The 26,540-nt window shown below is 43.1% G+C and carries 25 protein-coding genes; 15 read left to right on the top strand and 10 right to left on the bottom strand.

Translation table 11 applies throughout. From position 1 onward, the window contains the following. Positions 1-119: 119 nt before the first annotated feature. From phoR to SWP_RS05610, 3 genes are all read right to left on the bottom strand, one after another. Positions 120-1,442, bottom strand: a complete 1,323-nt coding sequence (gene phoR / locus SWP_RS05620; RefSeq protein WP_020911437.1) for a phosphate regulon sensor histidine kinase PhoR — start codon at positions 1,440-1,442, stop codon at positions 120-122. A gap of 69 nt (positions 1,443-1,511) precedes the next feature. After that, positions 1,512-2,201, bottom strand: a complete 690-nt coding sequence (phoB, locus tag SWP_RS05615) for a phosphate regulon transcriptional regulator PhoB (RefSeq protein WP_020911436.1) — start codon at positions 2,199-2,201, stop codon at positions 1,512-1,514. Positions 2,202-2,383: 182 nt separating this feature from the next. Beyond that, positions 2,384-3,334 (bottom strand): porin, encoded by a 951-nt coding sequence (locus tag SWP_RS05610; RefSeq protein WP_044555699.1) that lies wholly within the window; start codon positions 3,332-3,334, stop codon positions 2,384-2,386. 291 nt (positions 3,335-3,625) lie between these two features. On the opposite strand from SWP_RS05610, the gene rdgC reads away from it, so the two are divergent. Beyond that, positions 3,626-4,537 (top strand): recombination-associated protein RdgC, encoded by a 912-nt coding sequence (rdgC, locus tag SWP_RS05605; protein WP_020911434.1) that lies wholly within the window; start codon positions 3,626-3,628, stop codon positions 4,535-4,537. A 67-nt stretch (positions 4,538-4,604) separates the two neighbouring features. On the opposite strand, the gene ubiT is transcribed toward rdgC, so the two are convergent. Further along, positions 4,605-5,117 carry a ubiquinone anaerobic biosynthesis accessory factor UbiT gene (gene ubiT / locus SWP_RS05600; protein WP_020911433.1) on the bottom strand — a complete coding sequence of 171 codons (513 nt, stop codon included), beginning with the start codon at positions 5,115-5,117 and terminating at the stop codon, positions 4,605-4,607. A gap of 133 nt (positions 5,118-5,250) precedes the next feature. Here ubiT and ubiU point away from each other — a divergent pair, with 133 nt between their 5' ends. Together ubiU and SWP_RS05590 are read left to right on the top strand one after the other, a co-directional pair. Next, a complete protein-coding gene (gene ubiU, locus SWP_RS05595; protein ID WP_020911432.1) occupies positions 5,251-6,252 on the top strand; it encodes a ubiquinone anaerobic biosynthesis protein UbiU in 1,002 nt (333 codons plus the stop codon). 28 nt (positions 6,253-6,280) lie between these two features. Further along, positions 6,281-7,147 (top strand): U32 family peptidase, encoded by an 867-nt coding sequence (locus SWP_RS05590; protein ID WP_020911431.1) that lies wholly within the window; start codon positions 6,281-6,283, stop codon positions 7,145-7,147. Here SWP_RS05590 and SWP_RS05585 read toward each other — a convergent pair. Further along, entirely contained in the window at positions 7,144-7,833 is a 690-nt protein-coding gene (locus SWP_RS05585; RefSeq protein ID WP_044555698.1) for a DUF998 domain-containing protein, read from the bottom strand. The genes SWP_RS05590 and SWP_RS05585 overlap by 4 nt on opposite strands. Positions 7,834-8,213: 380 nt before the next feature. On the opposite strand from SWP_RS05585, the gene SWP_RS05580 reads away from it, so the two are divergent. The 4 genes from SWP_RS05580 (at position 8,214) to olsF (ending at position 14,320) form a co-directional block, all read left to right on the top strand. Further along, positions 8,214-9,758, top strand: a complete 1,545-nt coding sequence (locus SWP_RS05580) for a methyl-accepting chemotaxis protein (protein WP_044555697.1) — start codon at positions 8,214-8,216, stop codon at positions 9,756-9,758. 366 nt (positions 9,759-10,124) lie between these two features. Next, on the top strand, positions 10,125-11,480 hold the full coding sequence (locus tag SWP_RS05575) for a YjiH family protein (RefSeq protein WP_020911428.1): 1,356 nt from the start codon (positions 10,125-10,127) through the stop codon (positions 11,478-11,480). Between the two features lie 141 nt (positions 11,481-11,621). Next, positions 11,622-12,545: a UDP-2,3-diacylglucosamine diphosphatase gene (locus SWP_RS05570; protein ID WP_020911427.1), complete on the top strand. Its 924-nt coding sequence runs from the start codon at positions 11,622-11,624 to the stop codon at positions 12,543-12,545. A gap of 29 nt (positions 12,546-12,574) precedes the next feature. Further along, a complete protein-coding gene (olsF, locus tag SWP_RS05565) occupies positions 12,575-14,320 on the top strand; it encodes a bifunctional ornithine lipid synthase OlsF (RefSeq protein ID WP_020911426.1) in 1,746 nt (581 codons plus the stop codon). Between the two features lie 78 nt (positions 14,321-14,398). Here the strand turns inward: olsF and SWP_RS05560 are convergent, their stop codons facing one another. Further along, the gene (locus SWP_RS05560; RefSeq protein WP_020911425.1) at positions 14,399-15,757 is read right to left on the bottom strand and encodes an NCS2 family permease; all 1,359 of its coding nucleotides are present in this window, start codon (positions 15,755-15,757) and stop codon (positions 14,399-14,401) included. A 410-nt stretch (positions 15,758-16,167) separates the two neighbouring features. Further along, positions 16,168-16,857, bottom strand: a complete 690-nt coding sequence (locus SWP_RS05555; RefSeq protein WP_020911424.1) for a hypothetical protein — start codon at positions 16,855-16,857, stop codon at positions 16,168-16,170. A gap of 105 nt (positions 16,858-16,962) precedes the next feature. Here SWP_RS05555 and SWP_RS05550 point away from each other — a divergent pair, with 105 nt between their 5' ends. Then, positions 16,963-17,835: a LysR family transcriptional regulator gene (locus SWP_RS05550; protein ID WP_020911423.1), complete on the top strand. Its 873-nt coding sequence runs from the start codon at positions 16,963-16,965 to the stop codon at positions 17,833-17,835. A gap of 60 nt (positions 17,836-17,895) precedes the next feature. Here SWP_RS05550 and SWP_RS05545 read toward each other — a convergent pair whose 3' ends face one another. Next, positions 17,896-18,081, bottom strand: a complete 186-nt coding sequence (locus SWP_RS05545) for a hypothetical protein (RefSeq protein WP_044555696.1) — start codon at positions 18,079-18,081, stop codon at positions 17,896-17,898. Positions 18,082-18,454: 373 nt separating this feature from the next. Here SWP_RS05545 and SWP_RS05540 point away from each other — a divergent pair, with 373 nt between their 5' ends. The 4 genes from SWP_RS05540 (at position 18,455) to SWP_RS05525 (ending at position 21,158) form a co-directional block, all read left to right on the top strand. Further along, positions 18,455-18,634: a hypothetical protein gene (locus SWP_RS05540; RefSeq protein WP_044555695.1), complete on the top strand. Its 180-nt coding sequence runs from the start codon at positions 18,455-18,457 to the stop codon at positions 18,632-18,634. 262 nt (positions 18,635-18,896) lie between these two features. After that, the gene (locus SWP_RS05535) at positions 18,897-19,250 is read left to right on the top strand and encodes a glycine zipper family protein (RefSeq protein WP_020911421.1); all 354 of its coding nucleotides are present in this window, start codon (positions 18,897-18,899) and stop codon (positions 19,248-19,250) included. Positions 19,251-19,297: 47 nt separating this feature from the next. After that, the gene (locus SWP_RS05530) at positions 19,298-20,455 is read left to right on the top strand and encodes a BamA/TamA family outer membrane protein (RefSeq protein ID WP_020911420.1); all 1,158 of its coding nucleotides are present in this window, start codon (positions 19,298-19,300) and stop codon (positions 20,453-20,455) included. Positions 20,456-20,702: 247 nt separating this feature from the next. Continuing rightward, entirely contained in the window at positions 20,703-21,158 is a 456-nt protein-coding gene (locus SWP_RS05525) for a hypothetical protein (RefSeq protein WP_044555694.1), read from the top strand. A 102-nt stretch (positions 21,159-21,260) separates the two neighbouring features. Here the strand turns inward: SWP_RS05525 and SWP_RS05520 are convergent, their stop codons facing one another. Next, entirely contained in the window at positions 21,261-22,490 is a 1,230-nt protein-coding gene (locus SWP_RS05520) for a DEAD/DEAH box helicase (RefSeq protein WP_044556290.1), read from the bottom strand. 160 nt (positions 22,491-22,650) lie between these two features. Here SWP_RS05520 and SWP_RS05515 point away from each other — a divergent pair, with 160 nt between their 5' ends. From SWP_RS05515 to SWP_RS05505, 3 genes are all read left to right on the top strand, one after another. After that, entirely contained in the window at positions 22,651-23,838 is a 1,188-nt protein-coding gene (locus SWP_RS05515; protein ID WP_228371117.1) for a BamA/TamA family outer membrane protein, read from the top strand. A gap of 159 nt (positions 23,839-23,997) precedes the next feature. Then, a complete protein-coding gene (locus SWP_RS05510) occupies positions 23,998-24,543 on the top strand; it encodes a YgjV family protein (RefSeq protein ID WP_020911416.1) in 546 nt (181 codons plus the stop codon). 130 nt (positions 24,544-24,673) lie between these two features. After that, positions 24,674-25,045, top strand: a complete 372-nt coding sequence (locus SWP_RS05505) for a PilZ domain-containing protein (RefSeq protein WP_020911415.1) — start codon at positions 24,674-24,676, stop codon at positions 25,043-25,045. A gap of 51 nt (positions 25,046-25,096) precedes the next feature. Here SWP_RS05505 and radA read toward each other — a convergent pair whose 3' ends face one another. Next, the gene (radA, locus tag SWP_RS05500) at positions 25,097-26,470 is read right to left on the bottom strand and encodes a DNA repair protein RadA (RefSeq protein ID WP_020911414.1); all 1,374 of its coding nucleotides are present in this window, start codon (positions 26,468-26,470) and stop codon (positions 25,097-25,099) included. Between the last annotated feature and the right edge of the window lie 70 nt (positions 26,471-26,540).

Raw genomic sequence — 26,540 nt, 5'->3', positions numbered from 1 at the left:
TCTATTACTACAAAGTGACACTTCGATGACAGAGCGGCTTTATTTGAAAAATTTATGTCGCTTAAATGAAAAAACAGGCTAAGCGCCTGTTTTTATGTCATCTATTCTTAGCCAAAATATCACTCAGTAACCTTTTCCGTCTCTGGCTGCGAATATTCAATTAGATTAGGTGGAATAACAAAGCTAAATGTACTTCCTTTACCTAACTGACTAGACACCATAAGCTCACTTTGGTGATGATTGAGTGCATGCTTAGTTATCGCGAGCCCAAGCCCCGTGCCGCCACTTTGTCTCGAACGAGCACTATCAACGCGATAGAAGCGTTCGGTTAAGCGGCTGATGTGTTGCGGTGCTATACCTTCACCACTATCACTGACACTAAACTCACCACCGGAGGCAATTTTACGCCAGCTAATATCGATGTTGCCACCTGGTTCAGTATATCGAATCGCGTTAGAGATAAGGTTTGTGCAAGCACTTCTAAGCTGAACCTCATTACCGTACATATCAAGCCCTGGTTCGCAGTACAAAGTCACATCATACTGCTTTTGAGCGAGAGCCAATGCTTCATCACGTAAGATATCCATCATCTGCGACATATTCACTTTGACCTCAAGGTCTACATCACCCGAGTCCTCGATTCTTGACAACGCCAATAACTGCTCAACCATAGAGCGCATGCGTGAGGTTTGCTGCTGCATTTGATCGAGCGCTCTGACATTAGGCGAACCAGGCTCCTCCATCGACTGCATCATCTCCAAGTATCCTTGCAGCACAGTTAATGGGGTCTTTAGTTCATGAGATACATTGGCAACAAACTCTTTGCGCATCCCTTCTAACTGACGCACACGAGTAATATCCCGTGCAATTAGCAGCAACTGACCTGAGCCGTAGCCCATAATGCGGATCTCAAGCAAGCGTCCTTCCGATAAGGGCGCGGCAAGCTCCAACGGCTCTTGATACTCGGCTAACTTTAGGTAATTTGAAAAATCAGGATGACGAATTAGGTTATCAATCCGCTGGCCATTATCTTGCGGCCAAACGAAACCTAAAAGCAGCTGCGCTAACTTGTTACACCAGAGAATATTATGCTCTGAATCAAGCACCACTGCTGCGTCGGGTAATGCTTCAGCACCTTGCCTGAAACGCCCTAATAGAAATGCTAATTGAGACACACGCTTACGATTCTTGCCTTGCAAGCGATAGATACCATTAAACACCCCTTCCCAACTGCCGCTGCCATTTGGCGGCGTTAAGCGACGGTCATGCCACAACCAGAAATTCAGCCGAGATAATTGACGGTAATGCCACAGCAATAAACCGATACAACCGAGTAAAAGTATCCAAAAGACTTCACCAATCAGTAAGCCTACTACCAGACAAAGTAATAGATAGATCACCAATCGAGAAATTAGACGATACCCAGAATATGAATCAAACATAGACCGACCATATGGAAGAACTGAGCACAAGATAGCGTAAAAGCCACCTTGTGCCTATGAGATGTTTAACTAAAGTCTCGTCGAGAAACGATAGCCTGCGCCACGAACGGTTTGGATCAGGCGATCATGCCCAGAAAGGGTAACCGCCTTACGTAAGCGTCTGATATGTACGTCAACCGTTCTATCTTCAACATAAACATTAGTCCCCCACACGTTGTCGAGAAGTTGCTCTCGGCTATAGACTCGTTCAGGGTGCGTCATAAAGAAGTGTAATAAACGAAACTCAGTCGGTCCCATATCTAGCACTTGCTCACCAACGGTGACGCGATGGCTGACAGGATCTAACTGCAGGCCCTGAACATCAATAGGGTCTTCAAGGCAGGTAGGAGCAGCACGACGCATAACCGCCTTAATACGTGCAACCAACTCTTTAGGGGAAAACGGTTTAGTAATAAAGTCATCGGCGCCAACTTCAAGCCCTCTGACTTTATCTTCCTCTTCGCCGCGAGCAGTTAGCATAATAATTGGGATGTGGCGTGTGAACTCATCTTGGCGTAATCGCTTAGCTAATTGAATGCCACTTCCGCCAGGGAACATCCAATCGAGTAGCACTAGATCAGGATAAGGCTCGGTTAACATATCAAGTGCTGAGTCGTAGTCTTCAGCCGCGGTGGTGGTAAAACCATGTTGCTCTAGCACGAAAGTTAGCATCTCGCGGATCGCTAACTCATCTTCAACTATCAATATCCTTGCTGTCATAATCGATCTTCTGTCAGTGAATTTCTACGAGTCTATTATTGGTCAGTTTTATTACATTAATATTAAACGAAGTACCATTTTGACATAATAAACAGAATTATTGTCATAAAGCAGGATTAGTTGCTCTCACTTTACACGTAAAAAGGAGGCCTTAGCCTCCTTTTTTATAACCTTACTGTGATTTAGAACTTGTGCTCTAGACCCACACCAAAGTATTTGTCGTCGTTTTCAACATTCTCAAATGAACGGTTGGTATAGAAAGCGAATAGCTTAGTTGGCTTACCTAGTTTGTAATCACCGCCTACAGACCAAGAATCACCTTTATCTTCCATATCTTGATACTGAGCTTTTAATACCACTGCATCAATAGTGTATGCCGCACTGAATAGGTAACCCGTTTTGCTTTCGCCACCTACCGTTGGTGTACCATCTTTTTCATAAGTCTCTTCCTGCTGCTGGTACATACCACCTAGCTTAAGACCTGCAATTTTACCTTGAACCGTTGCACGTACAACTTCATAACCTTTTACATCAGCATCATAGGCAACCGCTGCATAAATAGGTGACTTTTTAAGCTTAGCATCACCATACATAGCCGCAACGCTGAACCCATCTTGTGCATATTGAGAGCTTGCGCCTTCCGCTGCGTATGTGACACCCACTTTAAAGCCACTGAAAGATGGAGTGATATACGTTGCCGTTTGCTCTATACGGTTTTCACCTTTAAATAGATTTTTCAAATCACCAGAGAGGTCATTGAACTGGTCAACTTTACCTTGTGAAACTTTAAGCATAGTATCGTTGCGACCAACAGAGAATGCACCAAAGTTGCCACGTAGGCCGACAAACTGATTACGTGCTTTAAAGTTTTCTTTAGCATCATCACCAGTATCAACTTCATATTCAACTGTGTAAAAAGCTTCAAGCGAGCTGCTCAATTCGAAAGCGCCTTTAACACCAAAACGAGAAGCATTAGATTGAATCGTTGTTGTTGCTTCATCATTTACATCATTAGACTGCGCAGTAACATTAAGCTTACCGTAAACTGTTAATGGGTCTGCAGCGTGAGCAGAGGCAAGAGTTGCAGTAGCTAGAGCAGAGGCCAGTAGAGTTTTACAAAAAACGTTCATCATTTAATCCTTTCGACGTTTATTCGTCTTGGTTATTGGTTTGGACGAGCGCCATAATGAAGGTCGTTTGTTGCATTTTTATTTCAGCAATAACTAAACTGAGCGCTAATTGTTAAAGATTGACAACCAAAAACTTAGAAAGCCCTTGGAAACGGGGCTTTCAAGCATACCTTTTGAAATATGACAGTTTGGTTAAATGTGACAATCACATCCAGTACCAGCACACCTAAGCGGTTTACCCGAACCTGACAATGGCTTACACTGCGGCTTTAATTTTGACTGAGCACTTAATCTATGTGGTTTAAAAATCTAACTGTCTACCGCTTTAACAAGCCCTTCTCTGTTGACACTGAATCAATGGAAAAATCACTGGAAGACTTCACCTTCTCTCCATGCTCAAGCCAAGATATCAGCAAGTTTGGCTTCTCAAACGCATTTGGAAAGCATGGCGACACTTTGGTCCATACCGCAGCAGACAGGCATCTAATCTGCGCAACCAAAGAGGAAAAAATCCTCCCTGCTCAAGTCATAAAAGAAGCATTAGAGGAAAAAGTTGCACTACTTGAATCTGAAGATGGCCGCAAGCTGGCTAAAAAAGAGAAAGACGCACTAAAAGATGAGATAACGACCACTCTTCTACCAAGAGCATTTTCTCGTCGCAGTCAAATTCGCGCATTGATTTTACCTGAGATCCAGATGATCTTGGTCGATAGCTCAAGTGCTGCTAAATCTGAAGAGCTAATGGCGCTACTGCGTAAAGCCATTGGGACTTTACCTATCATTCCGATGAGCTTTAAAACGCCAATTGAAACGCAGTTAACGGAATGGTTAAAAGAGAGCAAAACACCCGCGCCTTTCGAGATGCAAGATGAAGCTGAGTTGAAAAGCGATTCAGATGAAGGTGGAATTGTTCGCTTTAAACAGCAAGATTTGAGTGAAAATGAAGTATTAGCGCACATTGAAGTCGGTAAGCAGGTTCATAAACTAGCATTACATTTTGGTCAATCAGTGGCCTTCTTGCTTCAGTCTGATGCTGCGATTAAGCGCCTTAAGTTCTCTGAAGAGTTCAGAGCGGGTAATGACGATTTAGGTAATGAAGATCCAATGGCGCGTTTAGATGCAGATTTTGCCTTAATGGGAAGCGAGCTAATTGCCTTGGTAAATGCCGTCGTAGAAGCGCTTGGTGGACTAGAAGACAGCATTTAATTACTGCTTCTTATTTGCTAAAAGATAAAGGCGCCAATGGCGCCTTTATCTTTTATGTTAATTTTCTTTAGGCCACTTGCAGCTCAGCGCTTTTTTGCACTGATTGCAGCGCTTCCGCCAGTTTAGTTACAGCGGTACTGATCGCGGTCGGCATTGAGTCAAACTCAACACCAAGTAATAAGTTTTTCACTTCAAGACCAAGCTCTGTATCACCTTCAATACTGAGTTTACGCTGAAAGAATAGCGTATCGGGATCTTCTTTTGCGGCAGCGACTAAAAGTAACGCCTTTGAGTCACTCTTAAACGTCACTTCTGCATTTTGTAATGAACGGACTAACCAACTGCCGTTGTAACTAACCTCAAAGGTTAAAGCTAAATCTTCAACTTCGATAGCAACCCAACGATCTTGTAAGAATTCCAGTTCATCATCCTTTGCTTGCTCAGCAAGCATCAAGGTGAGTATCCGTTTTAATAGATCAGCCTTTAAAGAGAACGGGATAAGTGCTAACGGCTGTGATAGCGCCTTAGGGCCGATATTCAGAATTTTTTTAGCCAAACTATTGGGAAGTAAACCTTGCATTTAAAAATGCTCCAGCATTGATACAAAGAAAGTGATCTTACCTAGCTTTTATGATCACAAACCTGTTTTACATCAAAAATTTGATCTTCATTCCCTTTTAAACTCCTGATTCCTTATCATTGGAGCCAAATATATGGAACTGCTGTGCCCCGCGGGTAACCTCGCATCATTAAAAATTGCGCTAAATGCTGGCGCCGATGCGGTCTATCTAGGACTCAAAGATGATACCAATGCCCGTTCTTTTGCAGGTTTAAACTTTACTCCCAAAAAACTGCAACAGGCTGTTGAGTACACCAAAAAATGCGGCAAGAAAGTATTTTTAACCATTAATACCTTTCCAAAACCAGGTGAAGAAACTCGCTGGTATCAAGCCATTGATTTAGCAGCGGCTACCGGTGTTGATGCGCTCATTATGGCGGATATATCACTGCTCGATTATGCCCATAGCCGCTATCCACATTTGCCGTTGCATTTATCGGTACAAGCCAGTGCCACTAACCTTGGTGCGCTAACACTTTATAAAGAAGCGTTTAATATCGAACGGGCGGTATTACCACGGGTATTATCGATGAAACAGGTCAGAGACCTGTCAAAAGTCACCCCTGTAGACTTAGAAGTTTTCGCATTCGGCAGTTTATGTATTATGGCTGAAGGTCGCTGTCATTTATCTTCATACGTCACCGGCCAATCTCCTAATACTGGTGGCTCCTGCTCACCGGCAAAACATGTACGCTGGCAAGAGGATGGCAGCAATAGGCTTACTTGGTTAAACGATGTGCTTATTGATAAGTCTGGTGTTGATGAGCAGATGGGTTACCCAGTCGTCTGTAAAGGTCGTTACACCACAGATGAAAACAGTAGTGCTAGCCATATTCTTGAGGCGCCGACCAGTTTAAACACTTTAAGTTTATTGCCTGAACTGGCCAAAGCAAATGTAGTGTCTCTAAAAATAGAAGGCCGTCAACGCAGTCCTGCTTATGTCGAGCAAGTGACAAGAGTATGGCGCGCTGCAATCGATAGCTACCAGTCAGCGCCAGAGAAATACCAAACCCAGCAAGAGTGGAATGAAGCTTTAAACAAAGTCTCCGAAGGACAAACAACCACACTCGGCGCCTATGAGCGAACTTGGCAGTAACCGCTCTGCATATTTTAAAGGAAAGATAATGAAAACATCCCTCGGGCCAATACAGTATTGCTGGTCAAAAGAAAAAGTTAACCAGTTCTATCAGCAGGTGGCTGACAGCAATATTCCCGTCATCTATCTTGGTGAAACGGTTTGCAGTAGACGCAGACAAGTCAAATTTAGCGACTATTTAGCGCTAGCACACATGCTGCGAGAGTCTGGTAAGGAAGTTATTCTATCTACGCTCGCATTATTAGAAGCGCCATCAGAATACACTGAGCTAAAAAAGCAGGTTAACAATGGTGAATTCATTATCGAGGCCAATGATATCGGTGCAGTGCAAGCAGCCAAAGAGATTGGTTTACCCTTTGTCTGTGGCCCCACTATCAACAACTACAATTTGGCGACGCTTAAAAAACTGCACCAATGGGGCATGCAACGTTTTGTGATGCCTATCGAGTTGTCTAAAACTTGGTTAACTAGTGTTATCGAAGCTGAAATAGCCATTAGCGGTTCTGCTCTCCCTTTTGAAATAGAGGTATTTGCTCACGGGTATTTACCACTCGCTCATTCAGCTCGCTGTTTTACGGCCAAACAACAAGGACTCCCTAAAGATAACTGTCAAACGGTATGTCTTACACATTCCAAAGGGTTACTCGCTCAAACCCAAGAGCAACAACCTTTATTAAGGGTAAACGGTATTCAAACTCAGTCTGCCAGTCAAATTGATCTTTCAGCTGATATTGCCCAGATGCAACAGATGGGAATCAACTACTTTAGAGTATCACCAAGTAGTCTAAAGAGCATCGATGTCGCTGAGAGTATTCTGACTAAACCGCAACTGCCAGAGCCTCTCACATGCAATGGCTATTGGCATCAAACTTCAGGGTTAGCACAGGTTAACTAAGACTTGAATGTAGGCCTTAGATTTAACATGACGTTGGTGGTCCAAGCCACAAAACAGCTGATCCCTACCCACTCAAACACCGCAGGCCACCAAATATCAGGGCGATGCATCTCAACTAGCATCTCCTGATAAAATGCTCTGTCACCTTCTGTCAGCTCTAATCCTAGCAAAGGTACAATTAGAAATGCCGCCATGCTGAAGAATGAGCAGGATGCCAAAATGCTGGTAGTCCGTGAGAACAATCGTCCTTTACCAACTAACAAATACAGCCCATATAAGACTGAACTCACACAACCGAAAATGAAGAAGTATTGCACAGCTGTTGTATGCAAGTGATAAACATTGATTGGGAACAGGCCTATTGCTGCAAGACTAAAAAAAGTCAGCGCTAAACAGGCAAAAAACGGATAAGACCAAGGAGAGTCTGCAATTTGCAAAGAAAACAAACAAAACAGCACCACACTCAAACTACCAAAAAATAGGCCGCCATTAATGATCACTGCAAAATAGGAATGGCCATAATTACCCAACTCACTGAGCGTATGGTTTAAAAAGCTAAAACCTTCACCGTCATACTGCTCAAATGTCAGCACTGACATCACCAACCCTAGCAATAATCCGAAGACTCCTAGCATACCAAAGCGAAATGCGAGTGTAGAAACCTTATTCTTTATCCGAGCTACCATATATTCCTATTTTTATAATTTCTAATGGCATCATCAAATATATATCGATTCAGCCCTAGTTAAAGAGGTCTAGCTCAGGTTTTTAACAAGCTTTACAACCCTACCAAATGTAGCATATATGTTATTTTTATCGCTTGAAGCCCATATTTTCAAGTTTAATATCCAAAACAATGAAGTTAGCTCTGTATAAAAAGAGAATAAACCCAGAAAGTTACAACAAAAAAGCGTAATGTACTTTCAACTAATGTTTCGTTAAAAAAATTAGATAAACCTGATTAAAAGTAGGTGTATTAATGTTATATTTCAGCCAAGTGGTTATATCCATTAGTACATTAACGACATAATCTTCGTAATGCCATTTGCAGTCACATGGAATAATAATGACAAGAAAAAATGCAAACACAGCCAAACGGGAAGTTAGGCTCACCACCTCAGACCAATTAGTATCAAGCACCGACAAGCGTGGTGTAATCACCTACGCCAACCCACGCTTTATTGAAATATCAGGCTATTCAGAGCAAGAGCTTCTCGGCCACAACCATAACCTAGTACGCCACTCAGATATGCCCAAAGCAGCTTTTAAAGAGATGTGGGAGAAACTAGAGGCTGGTCAATCATGGCGTGGTATTGTTAAAAACCGCTGTAAAAATGGCAACTTCTATTGGGTTGACGCTTTTGTTTCCCCTCTGTTTGAGCAAGGGAAACTTGTCGGGTATCAATCCGTGCGTGTTGCCCCGAAAGCCGAGCACATCAACCAAGCACAAAAAATTTATCAACGACTCAATAATGGCAAGACCGTTAATGACCCCATTAGCCTAACCAATAAGCGTATATTATCAGCGGTGTGCGCCAGCCTAGGACTAGCCGCAGCCGGATATATTTGGGGGTGGGGCGTGATCTTAGCCGGTATGATACTAATGGGTATTAACCTCGCGATATTCTATGATGAAGCTTTTCGTGTCCCCGCCCGTTTAATGCAATTGAAGCAGCAACACGATTCTGTTAGCCGCTTTATTTATTGTGGCCGTGATACCTCTTCACTGCTTGATTTCCAATTGATGATGAAAGATGCCAAGTTACAAGGTGTCCTAGGCCGCTCGCAAGATAACGCCGAACACATTGATGACATATCAAATCAGTTAGTCACCGCAGCAACTCAAGCACATGTGGGGCTTGATATTGAAAGTCAGCAGATAGAGCAAATCGCTAGCGCGACAGAGGAAATGGCAGCGACTATTACCGAAGTCGCCAGTAATATTCAGTCTACCTCAGATAGCATTCAGGACACTTACATTCTTTGCGATGACAGTCGAGAGAAGATGCAAAAGAGTGCCTGCAGCATCAATGAGCTCACAGAGTCTGTATCTGAAGCCGCAGCGAATGCGTTATTACTCAACAAAGAAGCTGAACGCGTTGCAAGCGCCATGACAGAAATCGACGCTATCGCCGAACAAACGAACCTACTCGCCCTAAATGCTGCAATAGAAGCAGCTAGAGCCGGTGAACAAGGACGAGGTTTTGCCGTGGTTGCAGATGAGGTTCGTGCGCTGTCGAGTCGTACTCAACAGTCTACGGAAAGCATCTCAAAAAGCGTCGACAAGATGTTTTCAATGCTAACGCAATGGTCGAAGCAGATGGATGAAAGCAAATCTCAAGCATTGCTATGCACCGATGATGCACATAATTCAGCTCAAAAAGTGGACACTATCTATGAGGCAGTCAGAAATATTCATGATTTAGCGCAACAAAATGCGGTTGCCGCAGAGCAACAAACGCTGGTTGTCGGCGAAATAAACCAAAATGTCAGCCATATTAGCCAGGCATCTGTAGAAAATTTGGCCGCTATCGATGTGGTTGAATCGGCAGTTAAAGAGCTAAAAATTAACGCTGAAAAAGCAAAATCTTTGAGAAAAACATTTAGTTAGTTTGCAGTATTTTGTAACAGTTGTCGTTACGAGCATTAGTAGCGACAACTAAAAAACCACAATAAACACACCAAAACCACACACCCTACAAACAAACTTAAAACATTGTTTTAAATAGAATTAAACAAAAAATAATTTTGTTTTTTTACTACTTATTCCTATACAATATATTTAGTCATTTAGAGTTAATAACTATTCGTACAGCTTGATATATTTTCTATATCAGTAGAATCGTTTTACATAGATGTTTTAAGGCGGTAACCTCGCCTGTTAGCAGTTGAATGAATATTCAATACATTTTTTGCTTAAGTACAAAACTCAGTTTTTAGGCTGCAAAGCAGAACTCGATATTTAGGGTAGAAAAAAGTGTCAGAAAAACAAACCCACAACATTAAAACAATACTCACGTTTATTGTGCCATCACTGATCGGTCTGCTGTTATTCATGACCCCTATCAGCTATCAAGATGCGATCACTATTCCTATTGCGATCATCTCTAAAGCTTTACAGAGCTTCCTCGGTGATGCGCTTGTCGGAATCGTGACAGGTATTGTTATCTTTACAGCTATAACCTCCGCACTGGTCAAAGCAATCAAACCTAAGTTTGTCATCCAAAACGGCTTCTTGAATTCACTGTTTAATGTCACACCAGTTTGGTTAGTCATCCGTCTCCTTGGTGCTATATTTATCAGCCTTACCTTCTTCGGTGTTGGCCCTGAAGCGATTCGCTCAGGCGATACTGGTGCTTTAGTGTTGAACGACCTATTGCCTGTATTATTTTCAGTGTTTTTATTTGCTGGAATGCTACTACCACTTTTACTTAATTTTGGTTTACTAGAACTACTAGGAACCTTATTAACTAAGATTATGCGTCCTATCTTTAACTTGCCGGGACGCAGTGCAATTGACTGTATGGCATCTTGGTTAGGCGATGGTAGTGTTGGGATCTTAATGACCAGCAAGCAATACGAAGCTCGTTTTTACACTCAACGTGAAGCGGCTGTTATTGGTACAACTTTCTCAGCGGTTTCTATTACTTTCTCATTGGTGGTTATTTCACAGGTTCAGTTAGAACATCTATTTGTTCCCTTCTATTTAACAGTGTGTTTTGCCGGTTTTGTCGCTGCGATAATCGTACCTAAGCTACCACCACTGTCTTGGAAAAAAGATCTCTACATTGATGAAACGCCACGTCATAAAGATGATGAAGTGATTCCAGCAGGCCACGGAGTGCTCTCTTGGGGACTCGATCAAGCATTAACAAAAGCCTCGCGTGCAGGCGGCATCAAACATACTTTAACTGACGGAGTTAAAAACGTTGTTGATATGATTTTTGGTGTGATTCCAGTCGTCATGGGGATCGGTACTATCGCCTTAATGATTGCCGAATTTACACCGGTATTTAACTACCTAGGTATGCCGTTTATTCCGCTACTAGAGTTACTACAAGTACCTGAAGCGGCTGAAGCCTCTAAAACAATAGTCGTCGGCTTTGCGGATATGTTTATTCCCGCGATTCTTGCCAGCTCAATTGAATCTGACATGACTCGCTTTATAATTGCAGCCCTGTCGGTCACACAGCTAATCTACATGAGTGAAGTTGGTGCGCTACTAATGGGCAGTAAGATCCCTGTTAACTTCCTTGAGCTTGCAGTTGTGTTTATCTTAAGAACTTTGGTTACTTTGCCTGTAATCGCTGGTATTGCACACCTTATCTTCTAATAAGATTATCGCGACAACATCAAGAAGAGCGCTTAGGCGCTCTTTTTTTATGGCCGTCATTAACCTGCCATAAAATGTTCATCTTACAGTCAACTATCACTTTTACTCTATCGGCATCCCCCAGCGTTTACTGGCAGGACAATGAAAGAGAAACAGCAAGGATTAGCAAACGGTCAACAGCAACTTTTAAGCAATGCGCTTTCAAGCAATATTGATAGCATATCGCCAATCAACAGCACTGAGAAAAATAGTGCAGAGAGACACTATAATGCTATCTGGTTGTCAGATGTTCACCTCGGCAGCAAAGACTGTAAGGCTGAGTATCTGCTACAACTTCTAAATTCACTGCACACCGAAAAGCTATTTCTCGTTGGTGACATCATCGATATTTGGGCACTTAAGCGCAAATTCCTCTGGCCACAAAGCCACAACCTAGTCTTACAAAAACTACTCAAATTGGCTCGTGAAGGTACCAGTATTGTTTATATTCCCGGTAATCATGATGAGGCATTAAAACCTTATGAAGGATTCCACCTTTGGGATTTGAGCATTAGTCGAGAGCACATTCACATCACCGCCTCTAACCGCAAAGTATTGATGGTCCATGGCGATCAGTTTGATTCTGAGGTGTGTATTGGCCGCGCCTATGCCAAATTAGGTGACCACCTGTATGATCTACTGTTATTTCTAAATCGACAACTGCATAGAGTCCGCAACCACTTAGGCTACCCTTATTGGTCACTAGCAAGTTACGTGAAACTTAGAGTCAGCAAAGCCCAACAAGCCATCAAAAATTACCGTGGCGCCGTCATACGCTATGCAAAGTCCAAAGGGGCTGATGTGGTCGTCTGTGGCCATATCCACCAGCCCGAACTCAGCCTCACCAACAATATTATTTATGCCAATGATGGAGACTGGGTAGAAAACTGTACTTTTGTCGCAGAATCCCAATCCGGAGATATTCAACTTTTAAAGTGGCAGGAATCGACAGCAAGCGCCCAGCTGATTAGCGCTTTTCAATTTAGTCAACAGTACGATTCTCCAAAAACTAAGCGTGTTGCGTAACCATTTCGCAGCCATATAAGGGTCTGATTATGATTTTTACCGTCGATAATGTTGTTGAAAAAAACTTACCATTGCTCGATAAGAACCCATGGTTAGCAACCCCGACCAAAGCAATGCTTCGTTATCTGCTAAAAGAGAAAGAGTGCAATGAGATTGCAAATCAGTTTTCATTTTTAAAAGGTGTCGATTTTGTTGAGCAAGTGCTGAATAGTTTCAATTTTAGTTACAGTGTTCCAAATAATGAAGTTGAGAATATTCCTATTGAAGGTCGGGTCGTTATTTATGCTAACCACCCAATTGGTTCGCTCGATGCTTTAGCCATGATAAAACTTATCAGCAAAGTGAGACCCGATATAAAAGTGGTCGCCAATGAACTCTTGATGGCGTTAGAGCCGTTACACTCAATACTGTTGCCCGTGCGCAATATGACAGACGGCACCCCCAAACAACATTTAGCGAATATTCACAAACACCTGCGCGATGAAGGTGCAGTGCTAATTTTCCCTAGCGGAGAGGTTTCACGCCTGCGTCCCACTGGTGTTATCGATCTTCATTGGCACAGTGGCTTTTTGAAAATAGCTAAAGCCTGTAATGCGCCGTTATTACCTATGCATGCCGACGCTAAAAACTCGGCCGCTTTTTACGGTGCTTCAATGCTTTATAAACCATTAGCCAGTTTGATGCTGGTCAAAGAGATGTTTAAGCAAGCTAAAAAAACCATGCCAGTTCGTATTGGAGAGTTGATCCCAAAGGAGGTGGTAAACAGTTCTGATTTCCCTCTTAAAACAAAAGTTAAGCTGCTTAAGAACCATCTATATCGCATTGGTAAAAATCGCAGTCCGCTATTCACCACTCAAAGTGCAATCGCCCACCCTGAGTCACGAAGTGAGTTACAAACAGCGCTGCTACAGTGTGAACTCCTTGGAGAAACCAGCGACAAAAAGAAAATCTTTTTATATCAGCACCGGTCAAGTAATCCGATTATGCGTGAGATTGGTCGGCTTAGAGAGATAGCTTTTCGTGCAGTAGGCGAAGGCACGGGAAAGCGCAGAGACACTGATAAGTACGATCCCTACTATCAACACTTAGTTTTGTGGGATCCGGTCGACTTAGAAATCGTCGGCTCATACCGCTTCGCTGGCGCTAAAGAGGTACATCAAAAACAGGGCTGCGACGCACTCTACAGTCAGTCTCTATTCGAATATCACCCTGCCTTTGCGCCCTACTTTGAACAAGGCCTTGAGCTTGGCCGCAGTTTTGTACAACCCAAATATTGGGGCAAACGTAGTTTAGATTACCTTTGGGTTGGGATAGGTGCATTTCTAGTTAAAAACCCACAATACCGTTACTTGTTTGGTCCAGTATCTTTAAGTGATAATCTACCGGAACCAGCTAAAGAACGGTTAATCCACTTCTACAAAACTCATTTTTTCCATGAGCAACCACTTGCGCGCTCATTTAGTCCCTATCAATTTAATGAAGACAAACTGCATCAGCTCAATCATCAATACACTCAGTTGGATTATGCTCAAGGCTTTAAACAGCTAAAACAAACCATGGCCAGTATGGGCGCTGCTGTACCGGCGCTTTATAAGCAATATGGTGAACTATGTAATGACCAAGGTGTTAGTTTTCTTGATTTCGGCATAGATGCTGAATTTGGTGATTGTATCGATGGTTTAGTCTTGGTTGATACTCATAAGCTAAAAGACAAGAAACGTAGCCGCTATTTTGACTGCCACCGTTCAGAAATAGACCCAATAAAAAAGCCCTAACAATTCATAAATAAATGGCGCCAACCGCATGGTTGGCGCCAAGTTCAACTCAGCTTTATCTTGTCAGTAGATTTAGCTTTAAATCGCCCAGCCGCCCATATAAAAGACGACCAGACCGATAGTAATCGCTAACACACCTAGCTTTAATTTACGCCACTCACCGCTACAGATTCTGCCTACAACTAACGTAACAAAACCAAGCATAATGCCGGTCACGATATTACAACTTAAGATAATGAATACCGCACAAGTTAGACCAGCCATTGCATCGACTTTATCGTCAAAATCAAGCTTGGTGACGTTACTTAGCATGAGCAGGCCAACATACATCAATGCAGGCGCAGTCGCGTAAGCGGGAACTAAATAGCTCAGAGGTGCTAAGAACATCATCAGTAAAAACAGTACACCGACAATCGTTGCAGTCAGCCCCGTCTTTCCCCCAGCGGCAGTGCCCGCCGCCGACTCTATATAGACTGCCGCTGGAGCGCCACCGACAGCACCAGCAAAAATACTACTCACAGAGTCAGATGTCAGTGCTTTACCACCACCCACAATATTGTCTTTTTCATCCAGCAATTCAGCTTGCCCTGCAACCGCGCGAATGGTACCGGTTGCATCAAAAATCGCGGTCATTACTAACGCCAGAACAATCGGTAATACCACAGGGTTGAGCGCGCCCATCACATCAAGCTGACCGATGAGTGAGGTTTCAGACATTAAGTCAGGCAATGCAAACAAACCTTGATATGTCACGCTCGGGTCAAATATCAAACCAAATACAGACAACGCGATAATCACTAACAAGATCCCGCCCGGCATACCGCGACGTTCAAGCCCAATTGTGGCTGCGAGGCCAACAATCGTCGCGATAACAGCTAGACTGTTAATATCGCCAAGTTTTACCGGCAAACCAGCGTCATTCGATACAATCAAATTCACACTGTTGGTCGCAATAAGCAAAAGGAATAAGCCGATACCAATTCCCGTACCGTGAGCTATCCCCTTGGGCAGATTAGTCAGTACCCACTGACGTATACCAGTCACGCTAACAAGGGTAAATACGACCCCCATTAAAAAAATAGCGCCAAGTGTGACTGGAATTGAAATCCCCTGCCCTAACACCATACTAAAAGCGGTAAATGCTGTGAGGGAGATTGCGCAGCCAATCGCCATTGGCAGATTAGCCCATAGCCCCATAAGTAAGGAGCCAAAAGCGGCAATTAAACAGGTCGCAATAAACACAGCCGCTGGGTCAAAACCGGCAGTGCCTAGCATGTTAGGTACCACAATAACGGAGTAAACCATGGCTAAAAACGTAGTAAAGCCAGCGATAACTTCACGCTTTAAGGTACTTCCACGGGCTGAAATATTGAAATATCGATCCAAGAATGAATCGGCAGGGACAGTCGAGTTTGAAAGAGCCTGTGCAGACTTCATAATTATTTTACCTTGATCTCTTAAATATCAGTTAACTAATGACGATTCATTAGCGACACGGCTACGGCAGGTAGAGCCCCAAAGCCATTAGACTTGGGTGAGAGATCCACTTAACGCTTCTTGCGTCAGTGACCTGCGAATCATGTTGTCATCTTTCAAAATGTTTGCATTCGACGACAAACAATGTCTGGTAAAATTTACTCTTACCAACATAACCTTTGTTGGCGCGGAGTGTACCGTAATATAGAGCGCTGAGATACGAAACAGCTAACAGTTTTGAGTAACATATGTAAAAACACCGCTATTTTAAGTAACGGTGTTTTCTAAGGCGAACGGTGTACCATTAAATTTTGCTCTGTTGCATTAATTACAGGCCTGATTAGACTGAAGACTTATTTCAGTACTTCCTCCTAGAAATAGTAGTTCGCTTGTAACCAAGTCACTGTATCTGCTTTCATGGTACCAAATTGATTCTTGTGCTCAGCCGTATACTCAACCTTGGCGCCAACAGAGATATTACTGCTCACCATAAAGCCTCCCCCCAGTTCTACTTGGTTAATAAACGCTTTGTTCTTCACGTGGTACGTTGTCTTAGGGTTAGCGTATAACCAGTGACCCGCATCAAAACCGTACATTGCATATACACCAGCCTGAGCAAGACCTGAACGATCATACTTGTTGTCTTCCCCTGGGCGTTTCACCTGTGTGGCACCACCACTAAGCATTGGAAAGATTGAAATATTGTCAGTTACCTGAAACTTATAGATAAGGCCACCGAGTACCGTTTGAGAGTTTGCATCTGCAAGAACATCAACTGAGTAACCAAGACCATCAGTCACATGAAAATAGCGACCACGACCGTTTAAGTCGCCAGTTTTATTATCGGCGGCAATATCAAGTTGAAAAATATTAGCGCCAAAACCCGCCATACCATTTAGTTGAGTGGTATCTTTGCTGGCTGAAATACCAATGGTTGAAAAACTGGCGGTGGGATCACCGTAGTTAACATCTTGTTCAACTTCAGGATCGGCAGCAATAGCATTGAAAGAGAATAAAGTCGCGATAGATAGTGCCGTAAATGTTGAAGTAAGTGTTTTCATGATAGTGCCTCTTGGGGTTGATTCGAATAATTAACTGGCGCCAGTATCCCAAAAGGTGTTTAATAGATTAAACCAATTAGTATTAACAAAACGAATAGGTGACTAATGCTAAATCTAGAACAACTTAATGCTTTTGTAGCTGCTGCGGAGAAAGGCTCTTTTTCAGCTGCTGCTAGACACATTGGTAAAAGCCAAAGCTCAGTCAGTATTGGGGTGAACAACCTTGAACTTGATTTAGGGGTTAATCTATTTGATCGAAGCACTAAATACCCGACGCTGACTCAGCAAGGTGAGCGACTCTATCAACAAGCAAAAGTCATCATTCGCCAAGCAAACAGAATGGAGAACTATGCGCAAGGTACAATCGAAGAAGTAGAAGATGAGTTGGTCATTGCCGTTGACCCTCTTGTCCCCATGTCAGTATTTGATTTTGCGCTTGAAAAAATGGCGCAAGCATTCCCATTCACCCGTATCAAGCTGGTTAAGCTATTTGGTGATGAACTCAACCGTGCACTCGTAGAGCAAACCGCTAACCTTGGTTTCAATATTGCCTCGGATGCTATTCCTGAGAATCTGGATTTCGTTACTATCACTCAAGTCGAGTGGGTCTGTGTTTGCAGTCCAGACTCCAAGTTTGCCGATATGGAGATGGTTGACAATGAAATGCTGATTACCGAAAGGCAGATCACCTGCACCAGCATGTTGCAACATAAGCTGCTTAAAAACTCAGCGCTAGTATCACAGGAAACATGGGAGGCATCAGATCAAGATGATATGATCCGCTTAGTTGAACAAGATTTGGGCTGGGCTTTTTTACCTAAAAGCATGCTCGATGAAAAACTAGCAATTGGAACCATTAGTCAATTCACGCCTGAGTTCAATAGAGCTAAAATGTATTCTGCAATTGATCTTATCTGGAAATCTAACAGCCCTAAAGGGCCTGCAATGAGCTTTATTGTTGATCAAATGCAGGGATAATATTTTACCTTGGCTATCAATTAACAACTGGATAGCCAAGGTCAACTTGGTCAACATCATTTAGCTCAACCTTAGCAAACGTTCGAGTAACACTTGAACGTGCAAGCGATCATCTAATAAGGTTTTATAAGCAACAAATAGCACGATTAATGCGATGGTAGAGACCAGATCCACTGCTTGGATCTCGGTATTATTCAAACCATCGGCTTCATGAGCAAACAATTTATTTAGATGTTTAATTGACATGCTAGCCTCCAAAATTAATTCGCGGCTATTTTCCAACTAAATTCACTATAGTGTTAATGACTTTTTATTAGACTTTCAAATAGATAGTTACAGACTAGGCACTATAAAGACAAATACCTCGTATCAATACGCGCTTTATCCACCACTACCTATTCGCTATAACGATAATAGCTAACAAATACTATTCAATTAACTTCTATAAGATGACGCAAACCTTATCCGAGATCAGTTCAATCAATAGTGAAGTTGATGATATTGAGCCTACAGTCACAACGTCTTGAACTGCTATTAACAAATATCAAGGATAAGGATAAAACCTCTCTTTAAACGCAAATTATAAAAGGGAATCAATCCACTTTAGCTTAGGAAGCCTATGACCTATCTAATTCGTTACTCGTTCTACCACCAATTAGGAGCAACATCTAAGCGCTTTACAGACAAAGTCCTCATAAAGGACACCACGCTACAAGGTGCCAAAAAACAAGTGACTGCACGTGCTATAAAGGAAGAGCTGCAAAACTTTAAAATCACTTCAGCAGAACTGATGTTGTAACGACCAGTAAGCAAGTCTCTTTTCCCCTAAACCATAGAGTTGGTCTAGCTTGGGCTAGATCCACTCTCTACCTCTTACGCCCTCCTATTAAAAAGACATTGTGATTAAGCAGAAAAATAGCAATGCCAAACAGTGAGATCTTCGCTGTTATTCAACCTTAAGCAATCCATTCGATTTGGCAATACAAACTAACTCTTAGTATTGAATATATTCAAATAAAATGTGCTTCAAGTTAATCACACTATTACGAAGAGGTACCACTATGAAACTTAAACATCTATTGATCACGGCAACCCTGAGCCTCAGCTGTGTAGCCACTAGCTCTTTTGCTGATTACTGCGACGATACCTTAGGAAATGTTGTCGGCGGTGCTCTTGAAGGCGGCTTAGTTGGCACAGGATTAGGCGCTATTGCCGACGGCAGAGAGGGAGCTAAACGAGGCGCACAAATTGGCGCTGCAGTTGGAGCTATTGACGGCCTAATTGAAGGGGAAATAAAGCGAGATCGCTGTAAACGTGACATGCAAGATCTTGAAGACGGCCTAATCATGGATGAGCTCGATGATATGGCAGTTGAAGATGCCATCGCCGACGACATTATCTTTAACGGTTATTAGTTTTGTCGCGCGCTGTCTCAACGCAGCGCATAATCCTTAGGGGGAACATGAATATTAGCAACATTAAACTGGCCGTGAAAACGGCCACACTCAGCGCATTATCACTGTTAATGTTACCGAATATTGCATCAGCTAGCTTTATGGATGGTTTTAAAGACCCTATAGATGGGCGTATAGACGCTAGCCAGTGGATTTTAGATAACTCCGCAGGCTTTATGCCTATACCACTGATCATAACAGAGCCAGCGGTAGGCACTGGTGGTGGTGCTGCTTTGCTGTTTTTTCATGAAACCGAGGAACAAAAAGCACTCCGTGAACAGAACCCCGAACAAGTCTCAGAGATCCCACCGAGCGTTACCGGTGTCGTCGGTGCCGCTACCAGTAATGGTAGCTCGCTCGCTGGAGTGTTCCATTCAGGGAACTGGGAAAACGACAATATCCGTTACTTGGGCGGTATATTCGGCGCTGATTTCAACCTACAGTACTATCAAGAGGGCTCAGAACAAGCCAATAAATTCAACATTAAAGGCTTATATTTCTTCCAAGATATCGACTTTAGGCTCGGTAACAGTAATTTCTTTATCGGGGCAGATTACGTCAACATGAGTTCAGAGGCTTCTTTTGACCTATCTCCTATGCTGCCAGGTGTTGACCCCCTCGCATTAGATAGTACTGATGCTCATTTAGGGCTCAAACTCACCTATGACAGTCGAGACAATCAGTTTGCCCCTAGAAGCGGCACCAAAGCTGGCATGAAGGCCAATATGCATGGCAAAGGTGTTGGCGGAGATTTCGATTACCAAGATTACCACGTCTTTGTGCAGAGCTATCATCGGCTAGCCCATAAGTGGGGAGTCGCTATCCGCCTGGATGCACAATCAACAACAGACGGTGCACCCTTTTATGCCAAACCCTATATTGATATGCGCGGCATGGCAGCAATGCGCTACCAAGCTGACAATACTGCACTTGCTGAAGTTGAGGTTAGTTATGACATAGACGACCGCTGGACTGTTTTAGGTTTTGCAGGCTCAGGCAAAGCAGTCAATAACGACCAAAGCTTTAATCAAGCTAAGTGGCAAAATGCACAAGGTGGTGGCTTTAGATACCTAATTGCTCGTCAGCTGGGTTTAAGAACAGGAGTTGATATCGCCAAAGGCCCTGAAGAGTGGACTGTTTACCTACAATTCGGTGGCGCATGGTAACTCCCAGCGACTTTCAATAAAAAAGGAGCCAATGGCTCCTTTTTTAATTGTTCAAACTGAGCACCTATTCGACAACATTGATACTAACGGCTTAACTTTTACACTGGCATTAACTATCTAGTTTTAGGCAATAAATGCCTCATCTCAAGCCATCCACAACCTATTACAAAAACGAATACAAACCAACTGTAATTCACTCTATATTCTATAGATAATACTAAGCTCCTAGCCCTTAATAAGATACAGAATGAAAATAACAGTAACGAGCCTACTACTCACTCTGTTCACTGGTGGCTGCTCTAGCAAACACACCTTACAAGAAGTTCAAGGAGAAGTATTAACAATCAAAATGACTCAGTCCAGTGATGAGAAAGCTGCTAATAATCTGTTGGAAAGATTAATGGTTGCCGATCGAAATGTTAGTTCACCAGGCTGGATCCTCGGCGCTGCCACTAAAGACCCTATTGATGAAGCAACACTCCATAGGGTGTCGGAAGTTACTGTTCGGCTAAATGACGGTAGCATTGTCAGTATGGAGCTAGCCTATTATGCAGATGACCTTAAGCAAGGTGATAAGGTCTCCGTCAGTATGAACCAGAGCGATGAGATAATGAATATTGAAACGCTAATAGTAAAAGCACTACCAATAAATAGGATGGATAAGCCGCTACATCAACGCAATACTCTGCTGCTAGCAAAATAGTTAAGCTTTAATCCTTAAAAGCGCTGAAACATATTAAACATTTAGAATAAAAACGGTCTTAGCTATTTACTCCTATTTAAACAACGCAGTTTTTAGCATAGGTTAACGCTTCCCTTTTGAACCCAAAGCCCGTTTTTTAGCTCGTTGCCTTTGCGCTGCTTTACCATTTTTGCGCGGCTGCACTTCCATTTTGGTTAAATCGGGCTCAAAGCCTGGTAACCATTGCTGTGGAAGGCGTTTATCCAGCAATGATTCTAGCTCTTCGAGCAAACGAGCATCATCTTCACTGTAGAGTGTAATGGCTTTACCCGAGTTACCCGCCCTCCCCGTACGACCGATACGATGGATATAGTCTTCAGCTACAAAGGGGATCTCATAGTTAACCACATAATTGAGCTCTACAATATCAAGCCCTCGCGCAGCCACATCTGTGGCAACTAACGCTTTAATATTGCCCGCCTTAAAATCATTAAGCACTTGCTCTCTAGCGCCTTGACTTAAATCGCCATGGAAGGCTTTAGCTGCAACTCCTGCTGCGACTAATTTACTGGTAATAGTATCGGCGGTTTGTTTCTTACGGCTAAAAATAAGTACTTGTTGCCAGTGATATTTGTTAATGAGATGACTAATTAGCGCAGCCTTACGATCACTATCTACCGCATAAACTATTTGCTCGACACTGTCTGCAGCGCTATTGGCCTTATCAACTTCAATGCGTACAGGTTTGCTGAGTAGTTTTTTACTTAAGCGGTAAATAGCATCTGAAAAGGTCGCCGAAAACAGTAAAGTTTGTCGCTCCGTTGGTAGCTGCTTTAGAATGGCATTAATCTCATCCATAAAACCCATGTCCAGCATTCTGTCAGCTTCATCAAAAACTAAAGTGTCAATCGCCATCAATGACAATGAACCTCGGCGAAGATGATCCAATAACCTACCAGGGGTAGCAACCACTATATCGACGCCAGCAGCAAGGGAGCTTGCCTGAGCATCAATACTAACGCCGCCATATATCACCATGCTCTTAAGCGCGGTATTAACCCCGTATTCAGTGACGCTTTTATTGACTTGAACAGCGAGTTCACGCGTCGGAACTAAGATCAGCGCACGAATACTATCAGTCTCTTTACCAGCAGACTGCATCGCCAACTTTTGCAATATTGGTAGGGTAAAAGCCGCAGTTTTTCCGGTGCCAGTTTGAGCGCTCGCCATTAAATCTTTGCCACTTAAAATAACCGGAATAGCAGCAGTTTGGATCGGTGTAGGCTCGTTATAACCTTTTTGCTTTATGAGGCTAAGTAATTCGTCACTTAATGATAAAGATGAAAAAGACACCTGCATATACCTAAATATCGTTGTTGAACTTGCGCGCATGGTAGCAGAAAACAGCTGGCTTGTTTATTGGCTAACTCGAGCATTCAGTTATTGCGACCTATTTGAAAATATTCAGTTTCAAGGACTATACTCAAAGTTCGTTAATGAGGGATCGAATAACGTGATAAATAATAACAAGATTGCGCTCACCTTAACCATTGCTGCCTCCAGCTTGTTCTCAAGCAGTGCCACCGCAATTGATTTTTTTGACCCCATTGATGGCTACTTTGATGCTGGGGAATATCTAGCAGAAAACGCCTACGGCTTTCTACCTGTTCCTAGCATTATCACCGAACCATCGGTAGGCAACGGTCTAGCGGTAATGGGGTTATTCCTGCATGAGACTGACGCCCAAAGAGACAAACGAAAGGAGGTCGCTACCCATTCTATTGATGGCGGTGCGCAGCTACTCACACCGGGCATCTCGGTGGTCGGAGTCGGTGCCACAGATAATGGTACAAAAATGGGCTTTGCTGGACATCGACAAACATGGGGTAAAGACAGTATTCGTTACTTGGTCGGTGGCGGCTATGGCGATATCAATATGAGCTATTACAGTCAAAACGATTTTGCTGATGCCCTCTCTCTCGACCTTAACTTGCAAGGCTATGGGTTATTACAGAAATTCCAGTATCGTATTCCTGGCAGTGCATTCTTTGTCGGTGTATCACAAAAATTCCTTAGTGTTGATATGACAAATCGACACGAAAATAGCGCTGTTCCAGCTGAACTAATCGATAGACTCACAGGGTTATTAAACGTTTCACCTAAAGTCTCGGCCCTCGGCGCCGTGATCGAATATGACAGCCTCAACAACTTCTTTCTGCCCACTAGCGGCTATAACTACATTTTTGAATATGATTGGTTTAGTGAAAGCCTAGGCAGTGATTATGATTACCAAACCCTGAATGTTGAAGGTATCAACTATTGGGCACTATCTAAGAGCCTGACATTTGGATTAAAAGCCCGATATCAATCTGTTACAAGCGATGATCGCCTACCGGTTTTTGCCTATCCCTATATCGATCTTCGTGGTATTCCTAAAAACCGCTATCAAGGCGAGAACGTTGGCTCGGCGGAGGTACAACTTATGTGGAAGCTCACTCCGCGTTGGATGTTGCTCTCCTTTTTAGGCAGTGGTGTGGCTGGAGATTTAAGCAGCTCAATGTGGGACAGCGATCAACAAAATGCCTATGGAGTCGGCTTTAGATACACCATTGCCAGACGTTACGGCCTGCATATGGGTATTGATGTCGCGAAAGGGCCTGAAGATGTTGCTTGGTACGTAAATGTTGGCACTGGGTTTTAATGCCCACCTGTCATCTAAGCAACAAAACATGAGCCAAGTCACAAACTACAGCAAAGCATGATAAAGCAAACGCTAAAGTGACGAATGGATCACGGCGCTGACGACTAAAAAAACGACAATAGCAGCCGGTTTAATTATGTCGTTATTGTTGGTCGTTCTGTGTTCGAGTTATCTCATCAAGCATTATTTTGGGTTCAAGCGATAGGCTTTGTGTCTATGGCTATCGGTTGGTGGGCAAATGCTCAGTCATGCGATTCAAAACTCGTCTCAGGCAACCTGTTAGCATCTAGCTTAACAGCGATTCACTTAGGGCTGCTTGGCAGTACTTTAGGCATGATGAACCAACTGCTTAATATTGGTCGATTTGGCAGCTGTAGAAGCGAAAAAGCACGCTGTGGTTGGCGAATAACATTACTGCCGTTGCTGTTTTCAGCATTAGCTGTAATACAAGGCTTTATTTGGGCTGAACATTGGTCTGAATGGTGCGCTGTTGCTGCCGCAGTTTTAATGAGCTACGCCCTGTTTTATAGCAGCTCATTGAGATTACGTTACGCCATGCTATTGAGTAACATACTGAACTTAATGCTATCGGTGCACCTACTTTCATGGTCTGGTATCGCTTATCAGCTCGTCACCATTGCAATTATCCTAAAAGGATTGTCAGCGGTAAAACAACAGTCTTACGCACTAGAGAGTACAGCTTAAGTAGAACTTTACAGCTAAATTAGCTTCAACATAAGCAGAATGTTTTACTCAAGTTCTTCATTAAATTAGTATACGACAGAAAATGTAATGTTCTGAAGTTGACACTGGAATCGCTGGACAAGGAAGCAATATGAATGAACGCAGACAGTTTTCAAGGATTTTATTTTCCAATCAAGCACAGCTTCGTTGCCAAGAAGTCGTCTGGCAAACAACACTGCTCGATATTAGTCTCAATGGTGCACTCGTAGTAACTCCCGCACAATTTGCCCCCGAAACAAGGCAATTACAGTTAAGCTTTACCCTCTCAGACTCTGATATTCTAGTTCAGATGGAGACTCAGCTTGTTCACCAAAAAGATAATCAGCTGGGCTTAGCTTGTCGGCATATTGATGTTGAAAGTATTAGCCACTTAAGACGTCTAGTTGAACTTAATGTTGGCGACCCAGCATTACTTCACAGAGAGTTGGCGCTATTTATCGATATGCACAGCCCTGAAAAATAACTCTCTTCCAGGGCAGGCTAGCAGCTCAATAGTTATCACTAACTGCTGTCACTAGTTAATCAACTCAATAAGTTCATGGATCGTTTTAATCGCATGGACTTTCGCCCCTAACCCTTCCATCGATTTATGATAATTCCTAAAAGGAATATAGATCTCAGTAAAACCGTGCTGCACCGCTTCTTTTACTCTCGGCACACCGCTATCGATTGGCCTAACATCGCCATTAAGACTTAACTCGCCCATGATGCAGGTTGTCCTTGGTACCACAAAATCATTAAGGCTACTCAGCAGGGCTGTAACCAAAGCTAAATCGATACAGGTTTCAGACTCATCAATCTTTAAGCCTCCCACCAAATTAAAGTAGGTATCGTGGAAGATTTTCGTCTTAGTGTGTTTGCGTAAAATACCCGTTAACATCTTAATACGATTCATATTAAGGCCAACACATACCCGCTGTGGAAATTCGCCCTCGGTTTCAGTGGTCAAACATTGGATCTCAAGTAGCAGATTGCGATTACCTTTACGAATACAGGTGATCGCGGCTCCTGGAGATTCAGTGCTCGAACCAGAAAGAAATATTTCACTGGGGTTATCAACGCTCAACATGCCGCGCTCAGTCATGCGAAATATGCCGACAGTATCAACATCACCAAAACGGTTTTTGTTGGCCCTAAGCGTGCGTACTTGGCCGTCATTGCACTCGATATGGGTTAAACAGTCAACGATATGAATAAGGGTCTGTGGGCCTGCTGTTTCATTGTTTTTATTCACATGCGCCACCAAAAACATGGTGACATTGTTTTGCTTACAGTATTGCGTCAGCGCTTGGGCACTGCCTTTTACTTGTGAAGGCGAACCAGGACTGCCATTCGCCATCTCTGTGACAACCGCTTGAATAGAATCTATCACTGCGAACTTCACCTGCTTAGCTTCAAGCTCTGCAATAATCGCCTCTACGCTGGTCTCAGCCATAAGATAAAGGTTATCTTCGTTACAATTGAGCTTTAATCGATTTACGCGGTTTTTAAACTGCGATAGAGATTCCTCTGCAGTACAATAAAGGGATGGCATTAACTGCGACATACGCGCAACAAGATCAGACAATAAAGTCGTTTTACCTGCGCCAGGGTCGCCAGAGATAATATTGACAGAACCGGTCGTTAACCCGCCGCACAAGACTCTATCTAACTCACCAATGCCAGTCAGCCTTTTTTGTGCCTCGACCTCTTCAATCTCAGTGAGCTTTTTTGAACCACCACCAACAGCGCCAGCGTAACCGGCACTGGTTGCTGTTGTCGGTTTAATGGTAGAGATTTTAAGTTCACTAATGGTGTTCCACTCTTGGCAAGCGCTACACTGGCCCTGCCAGCGAGGAAAGTCTTGACCACATTCATTACATACGTAAGCTGTTTTATTCTTTGCCATGATTCTTTCTAGGTAGTATAAAGTCGATAAAGTATCGGCACTTTAAGCCGATAGCTATTAGTACAAGGAA

The sequence above is a fragment of the Shewanella piezotolerans WP3 genome, assembly GCF_000014885.1.
GTDB classification, from domain to species: Bacteria; Pseudomonadota; Gammaproteobacteria; order Enterobacterales; family Shewanellaceae; genus Shewanella; species Shewanella piezotolerans.
The sequence above is the reverse complement of the archived record's forward strand: the minus strand, read 5'-3'. Positions and strand labels throughout refer to the sequence as shown.

Bases quoted from the DNA above. Each gene is read 5' to 3' on its own strand.
- phoR (WP_020911437.1), bottom strand. From the start codon at position 1,442: ATGTTTGATTCATATTCTGGGTATCGTCTAATTTCTCGATTGGTGATC.
- phoB (WP_020911436.1), bottom strand. From the start codon at position 2,201: ATGACAGCAAGGATATTGATAGTTGAAGATGAGTTAGCGATCCGCGAG.
- SWP_RS05610 (WP_044555699.1), bottom strand. From the start codon at position 3,334: ATGATGAACGTTTTTTGTAAAACTCTACTGGCCTCTGCTCTAGCTACT.
- rdgC (WP_020911434.1), top strand. From the start codon at position 3,626: ATGTGGTTTAAAAATCTAACTGTCTACCGCTTTAACAAGCCCTTCTCT.
- ubiT (WP_020911433.1), bottom strand. From the start codon at position 5,117: ATGCAAGGTTTACTTCCCAATAGTTTGGCTAAAAAAATTCTGAATATC.
- ubiU (WP_020911432.1), top strand. From the start codon at position 5,251: ATGGAACTGCTGTGCCCCGCGGGTAACCTCGCATCATTAAAAATTGCG.
- SWP_RS05590 (WP_020911431.1), top strand. From the start codon at position 6,281: ATGAAAACATCCCTCGGGCCAATACAGTATTGCTGGTCAAAAGAAAAA.
- SWP_RS05585 (WP_044555698.1), bottom strand. From the start codon at position 7,833: ATGGTAGCTCGGATAAAGAATAAGGTTTCTACACTCGCATTTCGCTTT.
- SWP_RS05580 (WP_044555697.1), top strand. From the start codon at position 8,214: ATGACAAGAAAAAATGCAAACACAGCCAAACGGGAAGTTAGGCTCACC.
- SWP_RS05570 (WP_020911427.1), top strand. From the start codon at position 11,622: ATGAAAGAGAAACAGCAAGGATTAGCAAACGGTCAACAGCAACTTTTA.
- olsF (WP_020911426.1), top strand. From the start codon at position 12,575: ATGATTTTTACCGTCGATAATGTTGTTGAAAAAAACTTACCATTGCTC.
- SWP_RS05560 (WP_020911425.1), bottom strand. From the start codon at position 15,757: ATGAAGTCTGCACAGGCTCTTTCAAACTCGACTGTCCCTGCCGATTCA.
- SWP_RS05555 (WP_020911424.1), bottom strand. From the start codon at position 16,857: ATGAAAACACTTACTTCAACATTTACGGCACTATCTATCGCGACTTTA.
- SWP_RS05550 (WP_020911423.1), top strand. From the start codon at position 16,963: ATGCTAAATCTAGAACAACTTAATGCTTTTGTAGCTGCTGCGGAGAAA.
- SWP_RS05545 (WP_044555696.1), bottom strand. From the start codon at position 18,081: ATGTCAATTAAACATCTAAATAAATTGTTTGCTCATGAAGCCGATGGT.
- SWP_RS05540 (WP_044555695.1), top strand. From the start codon at position 18,455: ATGACCTATCTAATTCGTTACTCGTTCTACCACCAATTAGGAGCAACA.
- SWP_RS05535 (WP_020911421.1), top strand. From the start codon at position 18,897: ATGAAACTTAAACATCTATTGATCACGGCAACCCTGAGCCTCAGCTGT.
- SWP_RS05530 (WP_020911420.1), top strand. From the start codon at position 19,298: ATGAATATTAGCAACATTAAACTGGCCGTGAAAACGGCCACACTCAGC.
- SWP_RS05525 (WP_044555694.1), top strand. From the start codon at position 20,703: ATGAAAATAACAGTAACGAGCCTACTACTCACTCTGTTCACTGGTGGC.
- SWP_RS05505 (WP_020911415.1), top strand. From the start codon at position 24,674: ATGAATGAACGCAGACAGTTTTCAAGGATTTTATTTTCCAATCAAGCA.
- radA (WP_020911414.1), bottom strand. From the start codon at position 26,470: ATGGCAAAGAATAAAACAGCTTACGTATGTAATGAATGTGGTCAAGAC.